This is a genomic window from Sulfuricaulis sp. (genome assembly GCF_024653915.1).
Lineage (GTDB): Bacteria > Pseudomonadota > Gammaproteobacteria > Acidiferrobacterales > Sulfurifustaceae > Sulfuricaulis.
In genome coordinates, this window is record NZ_JANLGY010000029.1 from 1 (window position 1) to 15056 (window position 15056).

A 15056-nucleotide genomic window follows, 5' to 3' on the forward strand; every position below is an offset into this window, starting at 1 on the left:
GTAACGCAGGTCCTGGGCGGCATCGTATTGGTAGCTGAGCACCACGCCGTCGGGATCAACGACCTGGCTGACATCGCCCCAGGGGGTGTAGCTGTATTGAGTAAGAGCAGCGCTGCCTGACAGTGGAGTCTGGGTGATGGTCTTGACCCGTCCGCGGGGGTCGTAGGTGTAGTTGGTGCGCAGGCCGTTGGGGTCGGTCATCTGGAGCAGACGGCCGTTGGGGTCGTAGAGATCGTAGGTGGTGATGTGGCCGAGGGCGTTGATGACTTTCTTTAACTGACCACAACTCCCGCCGGTGGTGCAGACGTAGTATTCCAGCGTGGTGATGTCGGAGACGTCGGTGCGGGGGCCGTTGATGGAATTCACCTGGCCGGAGGCGGTGTAGCCGAGGGTGACGGTACGAGAGACCGAAGCATTAGATGGAGTGAAACCGCGCTGGATGATCTGGGTCGGCAGATTCGGATGGCTGACATCGCTGTAGACCAACTCGGTTTCAAATGTCGCCCCCACATACACGCTCGGGCGGCGGATGAAGCGTGGCAGATCGAGCGTGGGTGAAAGATAGTCGTAGGTTGTGACGCGACCCACGCCGCCGGCGTTGCAGTTGGCAGGGTTACTCAGGCAGACATTGCAGTCACTTCCCGATAATCCCTCCGTCATGCTCAGCTTCTGATTGGTGGTGTTGTAGCTGTATAAGGTGACGCGGCTCTCTTCGTCCTTTTTGCAGGTGAGGTTGTTGTTGGTGTCGAAGGTTTGCTGCAGCGAGTTGGTATCAATCGAGCTGGTCTTCGTCACCAGGTTCTTCACACCTAGATTGGTAGTGAAAGTCATGACCTCGTTCATGCCGATGGGGTCAGTGACAGTGGTTTGGGTGGCGGAGTCGTAATTTAAAGTAAATCTCTCTTGCGGACTCCCGTTATCCGTCTGGGCGTGTTGGGTAAGGGTGGCCTTGCCGTTGGTGTCGTAGGCATAGGTGCTGTAGCGGGTAGTTACGCCCCCTGCATCGACGTGGGAGATGCCGGTTAAATGATTCGGGAATGAGGTGTTCTCGTAGTGGTAAAGCTTGGCGGTGGCGTCGGGGCAGTCGACGCGGGTGAGGTTATTGGTGTCGTAGCTGTAGCTAATTACTTGACCCGTGGGATCGGTGACGGTGGCGACATGGCCGCTGGTGTTATAACCGAAGGTGAGGATGTGGCCGAAGGCGGAGCTGACGGTGGTGAGTCTCCCATTCGTATCGTAACCGTAAGCGGTTGCCTGACCTGTGGGAGAGGTTTCAGAGAGGAGCTTGCTGGTCGTGTCATAGCGTTCGGTTGCGCCTCCGCCTCCGCGGAGTGTAAGAGTATAGCCAGTAGTGTCCTGGGTTAAGGTCAGCGCAGTATCAGCATCGCCACTACAGATGTAGTTGGTACATCGGAATGGCTCACCGCGACCACTTTCTTGACGAATCTGGATTAGGTGATTTGATGCATTGTTACCTTGAATTTCCAGGCTTCTTTGGAATGTTGAAGTCCAGTTGGTGCCAAAAGCGAAATGGCGTCTCAACAGACTGTTGTAGTAGCGTGTAAGCGACGGTAGCCCGGCACTGGCGTGATAGTCTTTTTCTTCTTGGTGTTTATTACCTGTTGCGGCGTTGCAGGGGTTACTGACACTTGTGTCACACTTGTCGTCGGAATCCTTTTCGGGCTGGCACTGTTGGGTTTCAAAGTTGAATGTCTCGCCTTCATTTTCGCATTTAGCACCATCTTGGCAAGAAAACCACCCGCCCCCATCGTAACAGTTTTGCCATGAACTCACGCACAGGTTCAATGTATAGCCAAGGCTATAACTTGTGGGTGGAGCGCATAGGGCGTCAGGTCGAAATAGAACAGGATTAGTGCTGCAACGAGAAGCAGGGTATGTGGGGAGTTGGCGCGTACGTTCAGCCAGACATGCTTGTTCAGCTGCCGCAATTGATGGATGGTGAAACGTCAGGGCAGAAACTTCATTAGGACAAAAAAGCCACAGGGCAACAGCAGCAGCGGATGTTCGTAACACGGATAATGCGAAGCGGAATACGACATTCACTAGATCAGAAGCATCTTGCACGAACTCGTGTTTGGTGGGGACAGATAACTGCCGAAATGACTCTAGCATTGCAGCTCTCCTAGATAGTGCTTGCGATGAACAGTCGCGCTATTTTTATTTCTGGAATTTTATTCTTTCGAGCCGTTGGTGCGCTTTGGCACTTTGGTTATTTTTTGCGCACCCATTTCGCCCTTATGCGAATGTCTTGTCAATCACCATTTGAAGTAAAGCTTTATCAGCGCATACTGAAATACCAATGAAACAAAGGCTTGGGCGGTTAATTAGGGTATCGTGGTTACCGCACAATCTCGAACAGCAGGTGCTCATCATCCTGGACGCAGCAGAATCTCAGCAAATCAGTGCGCCTATAAAGTTTTTCTGGCTCGAGCAGCCACGCGGCGTGGGCATGGAAGCGAATCTCAGGAAAGCGATCGGGGTGTTTCGGTACCAGCAGCCAGCGCACCCCCGTCAAGCGGGCGTAATGCACCGTTTTCTCCAGCGAGTCGTTCGGCAAGGCGCGATAGCGCCCACCCGCGAGGTAGGGATATACCGGCAGCAGCGCAAAGATCGGATCGCCGGCACTCACGCGCGCGTTAACCTCGGACCACGATGCCAGATTGATGCTATCCGGCGGGTGCCGCGGCGCCTCGTAGAAATTTTTTGGAACCAGCAACAGCAGCGCGACCAGGACCAGGGCAATGACAGCCTCCGGCAATCCCGGCTTGGCCGGGCGCTGAGCCCAGCGCCGAAAAACAATGGCTGATTCCAGGGCGATTTGTATCAGCGCCAGTGGGAACAGGACGATGAGATAACGGCTCACGTTGCTGGTGAAAACCGACACGGCGAGTATGTAAAGGCAGACAAACGCAGGAATGATCAGGCGCGCGGACCAGCGTTGGCGGGCCTCGGGCAGCAGTAATGGTGTTATGAACGAAACCACCAGCAGCACAAAAAGAGGAACACCTAATGGTGTTTTCAGATGCCAGGTATTCTTGAAGAAATCGAGCAGCCACTGGCCAGGTGGGCCAAGTTGATTTAACGCTGTCCGGGCGGTGCCATCATCCTTGTTCTTGGCATTTGCGATTTGTGCGCCATCGGGGCCAACCACGTTAGCCAGCATTTCGCTTCCATCGGGCAGCAATTTCCATAGCAGCCGGCGTTTCGCGTAGATGTCGACGTAGTTATTCTCTTGCATGTCGCTGATGTGGCGAATCTCGTCAATGACAGACGCATCGGCGGTCTGGACAACATAATTATGCATCCGGAAGGAATGGTGAAAGGGCGACATACCGGTTTGAGCGTACAGCGCCACGGCATGGCCACCCACGATGATCAACCAGCCGGCGGCGATCAGCGCCAATCCACGCGCCCCGTTGTAAGTCCTGCCAGGGTTTCTGAAGAGCGCATCGGCCGCGAACCATACAAGCAGGAAGATCAGGAACGTTATGCCAATCTGCCGCGTGAGGAAAAGCAGTCCGGCGAGTATGCCCAGCAGCAGAAACGGCGCAACACGGGGGGCATTTTGCTCCGTCAGACGAACCGCAAAGTATAGCGCCGATATCAGGATCAACAGAAAGAGCGCTTCCGTCAGGATCGAGCTGGCGAAGTACACACTGTAAACATTAAGTTGAAACAGAAGCACAGCGGCGATTGCCACATAGCGGTTAGCGCTTCGTTTCACTAATAGAAACATGGGGACCGTCACCAGCAATATGCACGCTGCGCTAATCCACTCTGCGTTTCTTATTGCATTATCACTGACGAGGCTGGTAACCCCGATCAGGAAGGGGTAAAGCGGCGGGATAATGAGGCCCGTATCGATATGGCCCGACGACGCGATGAACAGCTTGCCGGTGGAGAGCAGATCTTGTGCGAGCGTGAGATAGCTGATGGCGTCAGGCGTGAGATTGCTCGGATAACGAAAGCCATGAATGATCGGGCTCAGCAGTAATAGCGCCCCGACGAGCAGCAGATCAAGAGATAGCGGCCGCAGTGGTTTAAGTTTGAACATTTTTATCAGGTTGTTTTGGTAACTGAATCAGCTGTGTTCCCGACCACCGGTCATGCCACGCCAGCCTGTTGCGGTCGTACATGACCCACAAAAATCCCAATCCGAGACAAAGCAGGGAGATCCACGCATAAGCAAAACGCTTGAGCGCCAGCACCCAGGTAATCGGGCCGCCATCCTTCGTAACCAGCTTCAGGCGCCAGGTGCGCAACCCGAGTGTTTGGCCGCCACGCACCCAGAAGCCGGCGTAGTAAAGGAAAAAAATTGCCAGCAGATAAATTTGATAGGCGGTTTTCAGGATCAGGCCGGGTTTGTCGCCAGCGGTGAGCCAAACGTAGGGATAGCTCAGCATCATAAGCAGGGCGAGCAGCAGCAGAGAGTCATAAAACATGGCGCCGAGGCGGCGCAGCAAGCCGGGAGGAGGCAGGGCTGGGGTCATGGCGTATTCTATTCAGAAATTTTCTGCTACGACTGTTTAAAAAACATCCAATCCAGCAAACGTACGCTACGTCAGCCGGTTGCGGCTGTTCTGTGACAATTGCACACAGGCTTATGCACAAAATCTGTGAGTAGTTTCACGGCCATCCCCTGATTTCTTGCGTCCATCTGCGTGTACAAAAAGCATTCCCGGCAGCGCTGTCCGACTCTATACGGAAGCAGTGCGATAGGATAATCTTGCAAGCCATTGATGGGCGAAGGAACGAAACATTGTATGCAGTTCTCCCGCATATCCCCAGGAAATTCATTCTAAGTGTCGGCCAACATCCTTTCACTGAATCTGGTTGAACTCGGGCATTTCTGCGCCTACCTCGCCATGCTGGTGGCGCTGGTGCAGGGGCTCGCGCCCATGGTGGCGCATTACTTGAAACAACCGCGCGTGGCGCAACTGAGCGTCAACGGCAGCGTGGCGGTGTTCGCGCTGACCACTCTCGGGGGCCTGAGCCTGATACATGCCTTCGTCACCAGCAATTTCTCGGTGCAATACGTCGCGCAGCATTCCAACTCGCTACTGCCAATCTTTTATAAGGTCGCGGCGCTGTGGGGCGGTCACGAGGGCTCGCTGTACCTGTGGGTGTGGGTGCTGACCTTATATACGATGGTCGTCGGGCTGCACGGGCGCAAGCAGTACCCGGAGCACCTGCCGGTCATCCTCGCGGTGCAGGGCTGGTTGATCGTCGGCTTCTTCGGCCTGATCCTGTTCCTGTCGAACCCGTTCGAGCGCCTGTTCCCGATTCCTGCTGATGGGCACGACCTCAATCCGCTGTTGCAGGACCCTGGCATGGTATTCCATCCGCCCATGCTGTACTTGGGATACGTCGGCTTTTCGGTGCCGTTCGCCTTCGCCATGACGGCGCTGATCACGCGCTGGCGCAGTGAGCTGTGGATCGGGCTGATACGGCGCTGGGCGCTGATCGCCTGGGGCTTCCTGACCACGGGCGTCATGCTCGGCGGCTGGTGGGCCTATTACGAGCTCGGTTGGGGTGGTTACTGGGCCTGGGACCCGGTGGAGAACGCCTCGTTCATGCCGTGGCTGCTCGGCACCGCGCTGGTGCATTCCATCACGGTGCAGGACCGCCGACGCATGCTGCACGCGTGGAATATTTTTCTGGTCATCTCGACGTTCGCGCTTTCTCTGTTAGGTACCTTCCTGGTGCGCTCGGGCGTGCTCTCGTCGGTGCACGCGTTTGCCGTTGATCCCGGACGCGGCGCTTATATTCTTGTGTTCATGACCGTCGTGCTGACAGTGTCTTTCGGCATTTTCATGCTGCGTGGCCGTTACCAGCAGGCCGAGGAGTCCATCACGTCGCTGATGTCGCGCGAGTCGCTGTTTGTCTGGAACAACGTGCTGTTCACCGTGGCCTGCGCCAGCGTGTTGCTCGGGACGCTGTATCCGCTGGCGCTGGACACCTTCACCGGCCAGAAGATCACCGTGGGCGCGCCGTATTTCAATATCGTCATGGTGCCGATATTCCTTGTTATCGTTTTGCTCATGGCCGTGGGACCGCTGGTGCCGTGGCGCAAGGCCAATCTCGAACGTTTGCGCATGCGCCTGTTGTGGCCGCTCGTCATCGCTATGGCTACGGCGCTAAGCGTGATTGTTTTTCTGCCCGCGTCGCACTGGACCGCGCCGGCGGCCACGGGGGTCGCCATTTTTGCCCTGATGAATCTGATCACTGAATTCGCCCGTGCTATCCGCCAGCGCCGCATACAATTGAAAGAACCGTTGCCCCGGGCGTGCGTAAAAACTGTACTCGGTAACCGGCGGCATTATGGCGGCATGATCGTGCACTTCGGGATCGTCATTATCGCTCTTGGATTGGTCGGCTCAGGCCTGTTCCGTTCCGAGGCCTCGGTCAACATGGTCCCCGGGGATGTGGTGGAGGTCGCCGGGGAGCGCCTGCGTTTTGATGGGGTAAGCCCGCAGCGTGGCCAGAATTACAACGCCATGCAGGGCCGCCTGACGCTGCTGAATAGCGGGCGTGAGGTGCGCCCGGAGCGGCGCCAGTACATGCGCCAGGAAATGCCCATGACCGAGTCTGGTATCGATTCCACATTGCTGCGTGACGTCTATGTGGCCATGGCCGATTCCACCGGCGGGGACCGGTGGGCGGTGCATGTTTACGTCAATCCCCTGGTGCAGCTCATCTGGATCGGCGGCCTCATTATCCTGTCAGGATTGTTCCTGTCGCTCAGCACGCGCCGACGCGCCGGCAGCGGCGAAACAACCGCTACCAAATAAATTCATGCGCCGCCTGATCCCGTTAATTCTCTTTCTCGCTGCCATGCAGTTATGGGCCGCGCCGGTTACGGAAGACCCGCTGGAGCGGCAAATGCTCGATATCGCCAAGGACCTGCGCTGCGCGGTGTGCCAGAACCAGCCGATCTCGGAATCCAATGCCGATCTGGCGCAGGATATGCGCAAGATTGTGCGTGAGCAGATCCAGGCCGGTAAATCTCGCGAGGAGATCATGAACTATTTTGTCGAGCGCTATGGTGATTACGTGCTGCTGAATCCGCCCACACGCGGGCCGGGAGCGATCGTCTGGCTGGCGCCGCTGGCATTGCTGCTGGTGGTGGGTGTTTCCGGATTTGTATTTTTGCGCAACCGGCTCAAACCCATGTTGCCCTCGGTGCCAAAACTTTCCAAAGAAGACGCCGCGCTGGTGCGCGCCGCGCGCAAGCAAAGTAACTCATGATCTGGCTCGCCATCGTTGCCCTGTTGATCGCGGCTGCCACGGCCTGGTATCTGGCGCGACCTCTCTCGCGCACCCTGGTGACGGATGATCGTGAACGGCGGCACCAGTTACAGCAATTGCGTGACCGGCTGTTGGTGCAGTTGAATGAGCTGGATGTCGAGGAGGGCGACAGGAATATCGATCCCACCGTCCTCACCAGTGAGCGTGAACGCCTCGAAGCGGAGCTGGCAGCCGTCTTGCGTGAACTGGAAGCACCGAAAGAAAAAAAGAAAAAGAAAAAAGCTGTGACGGAATCACGCCGCGGGTGGGTCGTGGCGCTGGTCCTGTTCGGCGTCGTTCTGCCGCTGACCGCGGCCGGTCTTTATGCGCTGTACCAGCGCCCGATCCTGGCCTATCTGACCAATCCGCAGGCGCCGGCCGATGCTGCCGTGCCGCCCATGGTCATGGAGATGGTCGGACGTCTGGAAAAGCGCCTCTCCGAGCAGCCGGATGACGCGGCTGGCTGGTTCCGCCTGGCCCGTGCCTATGCGGTGATGGGGCGTGCCGAAGAGGCCAATGCCGCCTATGCGCGCGCCTACAAGCTGACGCCGGACGATCCGCAGGTGGTGGCGGAATACGCCGCCTTCCTTTATGACGGTGACCCGCAGAATACGAGTGGACAGGTGTTCGGTCTTTTCAGCCGCCTGCATGAACTCGATCCGGAGAACCGCGATGCGCTGTGGTTCCTCGGTTTTGCGTCTTACAAGAAGGCTGACCGTAAAAAGGCCCTGGGCTACTGGGAGCGCCTGCTGAAGGCATTGCCGGCGGACAGTCAGGAAGCGGAACACCTGCGCATGATCGTCGCCAGGACACGCGGGGAAATGACCAAGAAGTAAGATTTACTCGACGCCGGAATACTTGGCTTTACAGCCTTCCTGTGACTAAGGTATAAGTAAGTCCATTGACTCAAACCCGCATGGCCCACTTACAAAGCCCCATTAACTTCATCGCGCGCGTTTTTATTTTTAGCGCGTCTATCGTGGTGCCGGCTCAGGCGGGAATTTATTCCTTCTCTGACGCCAGCGGTGTTATTCACTTCACCAACAAACCGTCCACTCCGCGCTATGCGGACATGAAACGCGTGTCCTACATGCCCGAATCATCGATGCGCCGGACGCGCCCGGTCAACCCGGAGCGTTTCAGTCCTCTGATCGAGCAAGCGGCACGCGAGCATCAGATCGATCAGGGCCTGTTGCACGCCGTGATTACGGTGGAATCGGGTTACGACCCCCATGCCGTTTCGCGCCGGGGGGCTGTGGGATTGATGCAGCTGATGCCGAAAACCGCGCGGCGCTATGGCGTCCGAAACATGTACGACCCGGCGCAGAACATCCAGGGCGGGGCGCGGTACTTGCGTGAACTGATGGGCAAGTTTAACAATGATCTTTCGCTGACGCTGGCCGCCTACAATGCCGGGGAAGATGCCGTCGCCCAGTACGGCAATCGCATTCCGCCATTCCGCGAGACACGTTCTTACGTGCCGCGGGTGCTGGATCAATACCGCCTGTACCAGCGCACGCCGCGCTAGAAATCCCAGCGGCAACCGAGCGACCGAAGCCGGTTACAACAATTCTTTAATCAACGGCGCCAGTTTCTGTTCCCACGCTTCCGGAGTGATCGGACCGATCTGCTTGTAACGAATGATGCCCTGCTTGTCGATGACGAAGGTTTCCGGCACGCCATAGACGCCAAGATCGATCCCCAGTCGGCCATCGCTGTCCGACAGACTCAGTTCATACGGGTTGCCGAGGCTCCCGAGCCACCCGAGCGCGTCCTGGCGTTTGTCCTTGTAATTCAGGCCGATGATGGGCACGGTCTTATTTCGCGAGAGCTCATTGAGAAACGGATGTTCCTGGCGGCAGGCCACGCACCACGAGGCCCAGACATTGAGTAGATAGGCGCCCCCCAGCAATTCGTCACGGCTGACCTTGCGCGCCGGGTCGGCGACCGTGGCCAACGAGAAGGCGGGAAGAGATTTTCCGATCAGTGGCGAAGGAATCTTGCGCGGATCGAGATTCAGCCCGTAGGCGAGCAGCAGACCCAGGAAAATAAACAAAACCAGCGGGGCGATATATTTCTTCACGGTTTCTTCATCTCGGTGCCCGGCTGGAAGGTCCCGCCCTTCATGGCCTGCGCCGCTTCCGGTGGCATGTATTTTTCATCGTGCTTGGCGAGCACTTCACTGGCCAGGAACTTGTTGCCGTCCAGAACCTTGCCCTGTGCCACCACGCCCTGGCCTTCGCGGAACAGGTCGGGCAGCAGGCCCTGGTAATGCACCGGCAGCTTCTTGTTATTGTCGGTGACAACGAAATCCACCTTGAGGCCATCGGCGGAACGCTTGACCGAACCGGCCTCCACCATTCCACCAATGCGGATGGTCTGGCCGGGGGCGATCTTGACCTTGCCTTCCAGTACTTCCGTGGGCGAGTAGAAGAACACCAAGTTGCTTTGGAAGGCATCCAGTACCAGCAGCACGGCGACGCTCAAGCCGATGACGCCGGAGACAATAATGGCCAGACGCTTGTGTCTTGTTTTCATCGGGTTTGTTCCTTGAGTCGCAGAAATTCACGCAACCGCTCCCGGACAAGCTTCCGGCGGCGCAATGGCAGATAAAGATTCAGAATCAGGATCAGCGCAGCAATCCCGTAGGATCCCCACACGTACAGACCGTAGCCGCCCATGGCGAAGAATTCCTGCCAGTTCATCGCTTCACTTCCAGCATCTCAGCGACCCAGGTGGTGTGCCGCTCGCGTTCCAGGATTTCATTGCGCATGCGCAGCAGCACCGTGTTGAGAAAATAGAACTTGAAGGCAAAGGCCATCAGCAGCAGTGGTGCGATCATGCTCGGATGAATTGAGGGCGTGCCGATCTTGCTCACGGAGGCTGGCTGATGCAGCGTGTTCCACCATTCCACGGAAAAATGAATGACCGGGATATTGACCACGCCCACCAGCGCCAGGATGGCGGCGGCACGCGCCGCACGCCGGGGGTCGTCGATGCTGGCCTGCAATGCCATGTAGCCTATGTACAGAAAGAAAAGGATAAGTTCCGAGGTCAGGCGCGCGTCCCACGCCCACCACGTGCCCCACATGGGCTTGCCCCACAGCGAACCGGTGGTGAGCGCGAGGAAGGTGAACGAGGCGCCGATGGGCGCGCAGCTGTTGGCGAAGACTTCCGCGAGCTTGATGTTCCACACCAGCGCCACCGCACCGGCCCCGGCCATCAGCATATAGACGAACATGGACATCCACGCGGCTGGCACATGCACGAACATGATGCGATAGCTTTCACCCTGCTGGTAGTCCGCCGGCGCCACGAACAGGCCGAGGTACAGACCCACCAGCAGCAGCACGATCGTGACGGCGGCAATCCAGGGAGTCAGCTGTCCGGCGAGGGTATAAAAAAATTTGGGTGAGGCGTATTTGTGCATGCGTCAGTCCAGGGATACGCGCAGTGCCGCCGCCGTGGCCCACGGCAGGAAAGTCAGGGCCAAGGCGAAAAAGGCTCCCAGCAGGGAAAAATGCGCTCCGGTATCGATGCCGATCATGACTCCGGTCACGCTGCCGGCACCGAAAATCAGGATCGGAGTATACAACGGCAGTACCAGCAGTGAAACCAGCACACCGCCGCCGCGCAGTCCCAGTGTGAGCGCTGCGCCGACGGCCCCGAGCAGGCTCAGGATCGGCGTACCCAGCAACAGTGACAGCGCGAGCGTACTGAAGGCTGACTCCGGCAAATGCATTTGCACCGCCAGCAGGGGGGAGATCAGCACCAGTGGCAATCCGGTGAGTGTCCAGTGTGCCGCTACCTTGGTCAGCACCAGCAGCGACAGCGGGTAGGGCGCGAGCGCCATCTGTTCCAATGTTCCATCGGCGTAATCGTTGGCGAACAGGCGATTGAGCGAGAGCATGGTTGCCAGCAGTGCTGCCACCCAGATGACACCGGGCGCCATGGTGCGCAGCATATTGGGTTCGGGACCGAGACCCAATGGAAACAGGCTCACGACAATGACGAAGAACACCAGTGGGGTGAGAATGTCCGTGCTGCGCCGCAGGGCGACGGTCAGGTCGCGCCAGAACAGCCGGCCAATGGCTTTGAACAGGTTAAGCACGCTCGTGATCCCGAATCTGCAGTACGGTTTTTGTCTGGACGTGGATTTCCTGATGGGAGGTGATGACGATCAGTCCGCCTTGCGTCAGGTGATCCAGCAGGATGGTTGTCATCAGCGACACGGAGTCCACGTCGAGCCCGCTCAAGGGCTCATCCAGAATCCACAGCGGCTTGCGCTCAACCATCAGGCGTGCGAGCGCCAGTCTTCGTTTCTGTCCCTGCGACAGAATTTTGGAGGGGAAGCGGTGGTAGGCTGCCAGGCCGAGTCGTTTGAGTGCTGAATCGACCTGTTCCGCGTTATTGTTACCACTGAGGCTCATGGCAACACGCAGATTTTCCGCCGGCGTGAGATCGCCCTGGATGCCATTGGTATGGCCGACGTAGGCAAGCTGGGCATGGTAGTCATCACCCAGTTTCTGGATGGCAGTGCCGTTCCAGCGAATTTCGCCGGCATGGGTGTGTGTCAGTCCGCAAAGTGCGCGCAGCAGCGTGGTTTTGCCGCTGCCGTTGGCGCCGGTGACATGCAGTAATTCTCCCGGCTTGAGAGAGAAGGACAGGTGCGCGAACAGGGGGCGGTCACCGCGGACACACTCCAGATCGACTGCTTCCAGCAAGGACAACCTCCCCGAGTCAGTAGAAGACACTTTAGAAGTTGGTGCCCCAGGCCGGAGTTGAACCGGCGACCTGCCGCTTAGGAGGCGGCCGCTCTATCCACTGAGCTACCGGGGCCCGTCGCTATTCTAGCAGCAGCTTGGGACAAAACCGCCCGACGGGAACGCCGGGCCCTAAATGAAAATGGCCGGTAATTCCGGCCATTCACGGGATTGGTGGAGCGGAAGGGGATCGAACCCTCGACCTCTGCATTGCGAACGCAGCGCTCTCCCAGCTGAGCTACCGCCCCGATAAGATCTGTTTGCTTGAAAGAAACCTGTCCATGGGCTGGACTGGCTGAACAGATTGGCGCGCATTGTAAAACAGAAGAACCTTGGGCGGAAGCTCGAGCTGGAGGTGAGAGAAAGGCGGGGAATCACGTCCTCGGTCTGCACAGTTATGGAAAACGAACAACGCGAATCAAGCCCCGGTTGCGCTCATCGTATGGATTATACTTGCTCAAAATGACTAATATTCTCGGTATCTCGGCCTACTATCACGATAGCGCTGCGGCGCTCGTGCGCGACGGCGACATCATCGCGGCGGCGCAGGAGGAGCGCTTCTCGCGCAAAAAGCACGACTCGCGGTTTCCCGGCGCCGCAATCGCCTACTGCCTGAGGGAGAGCGAACTTGATCTTGCGGAAATCGATTTCATCGTGTTTTACGATAAACCGCTGATCAAGTTTGAGCGGTTGCTCGAAACTTATCTGGCCTATGCCCCCAAGGGATTTCGTTCCTTCCTTGCCGCGATGCCGGTGTGGCTCAAGGAGAAGCTCTTTCTCAAGACAACACTGAAGAAGGAGCTTGCACGTATTGCGAACGTCAAAGCTACAGCGCTGCCACCTCTTTTGTTTGCGGCGCATCATCAATCGCATGCGGCGTCGGCATTTTACCCGAGCCCTTTTGAGAAGGCCGCCGTGCTTTGTATGGATGGCGTCGGCGAATGGGCCACCACGTCTGTGTGGCTGGGCAAAGGGAACCGGTTGACCCCATTGTGGGAGATCGATTTTCCACACTCCTTGGGATTGTTGTACTCCGCCTTTACCTATTATACGGGCTTTAAGGTGAATTCCGGTGAATACAAACTGATGGGTCTTGCCCCTTACGGCGAGCCCAAGTATGTGGATGTGATTCTGGAACACTTGCTGGACCTCAAGCAGGACGGGACCTTCCGGTTGAATATGGATTATTTCAACTATGCCGCCGGTCTTACGATGACCAACGGAAAATTCGACCGCCTGTTTGGCGGACCACCCCGCAAACCTGAATCGCCCCTTGCCCAGCGCGAGATGGATATCGCCAGGTCGATCCAGGCCGTTACCGAAGAAGTGATATTGCGCCTGGGCAAGACCATCCGTCAGGAGTCGGGTTGCGAATATTTATGCCTGGCGGGCGGTGTGGCGCTCAATTGTGTCGCCAACGGCCGTTTGCTCCGCGAGGGACCCTTCCGCGATATCTGGATCCAACCGGCGGCGGGCGATGCCGGTGGCGCGATCGGTGCGGCCTTGGCGGTTTGGCATGAATACCTCGATAAACCACGACAAGTCTGCAACACGGATCGTATGCGCGGCTCCTATCTCGGTCCACAGTTTTCCGAGACGGACATTAAGCATTATCTTGACTCGATGGGGGCGAGTTACCGCCGGGTGAGCGACATGGAACTTTTTCCGGAAGTCGCCCGGCTCCTGGCGCAGGAAAAAGTCATTGGCTGGTTTCAGGGCCGCATGGAATTCGGTCCCCGCGCCCTGGGAGGGCGCTCGATCCTGGGAGATCCGCGCAGCCCCCGGATGCAATCGGTGATGAATCTGAAGATCAAATACCGCGAGTCATTTCGCCCGTTTGCGCCGGCAGTGCCGGTTGAGCGGGTATCGGCGTATTTTGATCTCGACCGCCCCAGCCCTTACATGTTGATAGTCGCCCCCCTTAAGGAGGAGCACAAAATATCCACGACGGCGGAGCAGGAACGGCTTTTCGGGATCGAGAAGCTCAACATCCCACGTTCTGCTCTGCCTGCCGTCACGCACGTGGATTATTCGGCGCGGGTTCAAACGATAAACCGTGACACCAACCCGCGGTTCCACGCCCTGTTGTGCGAATTTGAGCGCCAGACAAAATGTCCCGTGCTCATCAATACTTCGTTTAATGTCCGTGGCGAACCCATCGTGTGCAGCCCGGAGGACGCCTATCGCTGTTTCATGCGCACCGAGATGGATTACCTGGCGCTGGGGAACTTCCTGCTCGCCAAAACCGACCAGCCGCCGCGTGAAAAGGACTGGTCGTGGCAAAATGAATATGAACTAGACTAAGGCAATGAGCCAACCGCTATTTTCCTCCGAGCCGACCCCCAAGGAACTCAGGCAATTTGGTTTAATTTTCGGGCTGATTTTGACAGGGGTATTTGCCCTGCTCGTGCCCTGGCTGAAAGGCACGGCATGGCCGGTCTGGCCGTGGATTCCAGCTTGTCTTTTCTGGTTTGCCGCGACCTTCGCTCCGAGCGCGCTTCAGCCCGTTTACCGCGCGTGGATGAAACTGGCGATGATTATCAACGCCGTGGTGACCAGGGTGGTGTTAGGCATTGTTTATTACCTGGTAGTGTCTCCGATGGGATTGGCGATGAAGCTCATGGGGAAAGATCCCATGGCGCGTCAATGGACGGCAGCTCTGCGAAGCTATCGGAGACCCTCGCAACCTTCGACCGCCAATGACATGGAGAGGCCGTTCTAATGTTCGAGCTTGTGCAAGATCTATGGGCGTACATGAAAGTACGCAAGAAATTCTGGCTCCTGCCTATCATCGTTACGTTGCTGTTGCTGGGCATGTTGATCGTCCTTTCGCAAGGATCAGTGGTGGCTCCATTTATCTACACCTTGTTTTGATAGTGGTGAAATAATGAAAAAGGAGTGGGTATTGTCAATTGGCGTGGTGGTCATCACGCTGACGGTTGCCATCGGCTTGATTCGCTGGTTTGCGCCCCAACTTCTGGGTAT

The 15056-nt window shown here is 57.3% G+C and carries 16 protein-coding genes and 2 tRNA genes; 7 read left to right on the forward strand and 11 right to left on the reverse strand.

Translation table 11 applies throughout. The features are described from left to right. The 3 genes from NUV55_RS13470 to NUV55_RS13480 form a co-directional block, all read right to left on the reverse strand. The coding region (locus tag NUV55_RS13470) for a DUF6531 domain-containing protein (protein ID WP_296673806.1) at positions 1-2133 on the reverse strand (2133 nt) is incomplete at its 3' end. Positions 2134-2359: 226 nt separating this feature from the next. Next, positions 2360-4075, reverse strand: a complete 1716-nt coding sequence (locus NUV55_RS13475; RefSeq protein ID WP_296673808.1) for a glycosyltransferase family 39 protein — start codon at positions 4073-4075, stop codon at positions 2360-2362. Next, a complete protein-coding gene (locus NUV55_RS13480; RefSeq protein WP_296673809.1) occupies positions 4062-4511 on the reverse strand; it encodes an RDD family protein in 450 nt (149 codons plus the stop codon). The genes NUV55_RS13475 and NUV55_RS13480 overlap by 14 nt, the downstream gene beginning before the upstream one ends. A 312-nt stretch (positions 4512-4823) precedes the next feature. Between NUV55_RS13480 and NUV55_RS13485 the strand changes: the two genes are divergently transcribed. The 4 genes from NUV55_RS13485 (at position 4824) to NUV55_RS13500 (ending at position 8836) form a co-directional block, all read left to right on the forward strand. Next, complete coding sequence (locus NUV55_RS13485; protein ID WP_296673811.1) at positions 4824-6812, forward strand: heme lyase CcmF/NrfE family subunit; 1989 nt, start codon at positions 4824-4826, stop codon at positions 6810-6812. A gap of 4 nt (positions 6813-6816) precedes the next feature. After that, positions 6817-7269 (forward strand): cytochrome c-type biogenesis protein, encoded by a 453-nt coding sequence (locus tag NUV55_RS13490; RefSeq protein WP_296673813.1) that lies wholly within the window; start codon positions 6817-6819, stop codon positions 7267-7269. Continuing rightward, positions 7266-8144 (forward strand): tetratricopeptide repeat protein, encoded by an 879-nt coding sequence (locus NUV55_RS13495; RefSeq protein ID WP_296673815.1) that lies wholly within the window; start codon positions 7266-7268, stop codon positions 8142-8144. The genes NUV55_RS13490 and NUV55_RS13495 overlap by 4 nt, the downstream gene beginning before the upstream one ends. A gap of 80 nt (positions 8145-8224) precedes the next feature. Further along, entirely contained in the window at positions 8225-8836 is a 612-nt protein-coding gene (locus NUV55_RS13500) for a transglycosylase SLT domain-containing protein (protein WP_296673816.1), read from the forward strand. Positions 8837-8869: 33 nt separating this feature from the next. Here NUV55_RS13500 and NUV55_RS13505 read toward each other — a convergent pair whose 3' ends face one another. From NUV55_RS13505 to NUV55_RS13540, 8 genes are all read right to left on the reverse strand, one after another. After that, positions 8870-9391, reverse strand: coding sequence for a DsbE family thiol:disulfide interchange protein (locus NUV55_RS13505; protein ID WP_296673818.1), 522 nt, complete (start codon positions 9389-9391; stop codon positions 8870-8872). Further along, entirely contained in the window at positions 9388-9846 is a 459-nt protein-coding gene (gene ccmE / locus NUV55_RS13510) for a cytochrome c maturation protein CcmE (RefSeq protein WP_296673820.1), read from the reverse strand. Before ccmE ends, NUV55_RS13505 begins: the two co-directional genes overlap by 4 nt. Beyond that, the gene (gene ccmD, locus NUV55_RS13515) at positions 9843-10013 is read right to left on the reverse strand and encodes a heme exporter protein CcmD (protein ID WP_296673821.1); all 171 of its coding nucleotides are present in this window, start codon (positions 10011-10013) and stop codon (positions 9843-9845) included. Before ccmD ends, ccmE begins: the two co-directional genes overlap by 4 nt. Next, a complete protein-coding gene (locus NUV55_RS13520) occupies positions 10010-10738 on the reverse strand; it encodes a heme ABC transporter permease (RefSeq protein WP_296673823.1) in 729 nt (242 codons plus the stop codon). Before NUV55_RS13520 ends, ccmD begins: the two co-directional genes overlap by 4 nt. 3 nt (positions 10739-10741) lie before the next feature. Then, on the reverse strand, positions 10742-11410 hold the full coding sequence (ccmB, locus tag NUV55_RS13525) for a heme exporter protein CcmB (protein WP_367280434.1): 669 nt from the start codon (positions 11408-11410) through the stop codon (positions 10742-10744). A 1-nt stretch (position 11411) separates the two neighbouring features. Continuing rightward, entirely contained in the window at positions 11412-12032 is a 621-nt protein-coding gene (ccmA, locus tag NUV55_RS13530) for a cytochrome c biogenesis heme-transporting ATPase CcmA (protein ID WP_296673827.1), read from the reverse strand. A gap of 39 nt (positions 12033-12071) precedes the next feature. Continuing rightward, a tRNA-Arg gene (locus NUV55_RS13535) sits at positions 12072-12147 on the reverse strand. Positions 12148-12243: 96 nt separating this feature from the next. Continuing rightward, positions 12244-12319, reverse strand: a tRNA-Ala gene (locus NUV55_RS13540). Between the two features lie 214 nt (positions 12320-12533). On the opposite strand from NUV55_RS13540, the gene NUV55_RS13545 reads away from it, so the two are divergent. Genes NUV55_RS13545 through NUV55_RS13555 form a run of 3 tightly spaced genes read left to right on the forward strand, consistent with a single transcriptional unit; the run spans position 12534 to position 14945 of the window. Beyond that, positions 12534-14375 carry a carbamoyltransferase gene (locus tag NUV55_RS13545; protein ID WP_296673829.1) on the forward strand — a complete coding sequence of 614 codons (1842 nt, stop codon included), beginning with the start codon at positions 12534-12536 and terminating at the stop codon, positions 14373-14375. 4 nt (positions 14376-14379) lie between these two features. Continuing rightward, positions 14380-14793, forward strand: coding sequence for an SxtJ family membrane protein (locus NUV55_RS13550; RefSeq protein ID WP_296673830.1), 414 nt, complete (start codon positions 14380-14382; stop codon positions 14791-14793). Continuing rightward, positions 14793-14945: a DUF5989 family protein gene (locus NUV55_RS13555; protein ID WP_296673831.1), complete on the forward strand. Its 153-nt coding sequence runs from the start codon at positions 14793-14795 to the stop codon at positions 14943-14945. The genes NUV55_RS13550 and NUV55_RS13555 overlap by 1 nt, the downstream gene beginning before the upstream one ends. The last annotated feature ends 111 nt before the right edge of the window (positions 14946-15056 follow it).

Excerpts from the sequence above, each read along its gene's own strand:
- NUV55_RS13475 (WP_296673808.1), bottom strand. The coding sequence starts at position 4,075 with ATGTTCAAACTTAAACCACTGCGGCCGCTATCTCTTGATCTGCTGCTC.
- NUV55_RS13480 (WP_296673809.1), bottom strand. The coding sequence starts at position 4,511 with ATGACCCCAGCCCTGCCTCCTCCCGGCTTGCTGCGCCGCCTCGGCGCC.
- NUV55_RS13490 (WP_296673813.1), top strand. The coding sequence starts at position 6,817 with ATGCGCCGCCTGATCCCGTTAATTCTCTTTCTCGCTGCCATGCAGTTA.
- NUV55_RS13495 (WP_296673815.1), top strand. The coding sequence starts at position 7,266 with ATGATCTGGCTCGCCATCGTTGCCCTGTTGATCGCGGCTGCCACGGCC.
- NUV55_RS13500 (WP_296673816.1), top strand. The coding sequence starts at position 8,225 with ATGGCCCACTTACAAAGCCCCATTAACTTCATCGCGCGCGTTTTTATT.
- ccmE (WP_296673820.1), bottom strand. The coding sequence starts at position 9,846 with ATGAAAACAAGACACAAGCGTCTGGCCATTATTGTCTCCGGCGTCATC.
- ccmD (WP_296673821.1), bottom strand. The coding sequence starts at position 10,013 with ATGAACTGGCAGGAATTCTTCGCCATGGGCGGCTACGGTCTGTACGTG.
- NUV55_RS13520 (WP_296673823.1), bottom strand. The coding sequence starts at position 10,738 with ATGCACAAATACGCCTCACCCAAATTTTTTTATACCCTCGCCGGACAG.
- NUV55_RS13545 (WP_296673829.1), top strand. The coding sequence starts at position 12,534 with ATGACTAATATTCTCGGTATCTCGGCCTACTATCACGATAGCGCTGCG.
- NUV55_RS13550 (WP_296673830.1), top strand. The coding sequence starts at position 14,380 with ATGAGCCAACCGCTATTTTCCTCCGAGCCGACCCCCAAGGAACTCAGG.
- NUV55_RS13555 (WP_296673831.1), top strand. The coding sequence starts at position 14,793 with ATGTTCGAGCTTGTGCAAGATCTATGGGCGTACATGAAAGTACGCAAG.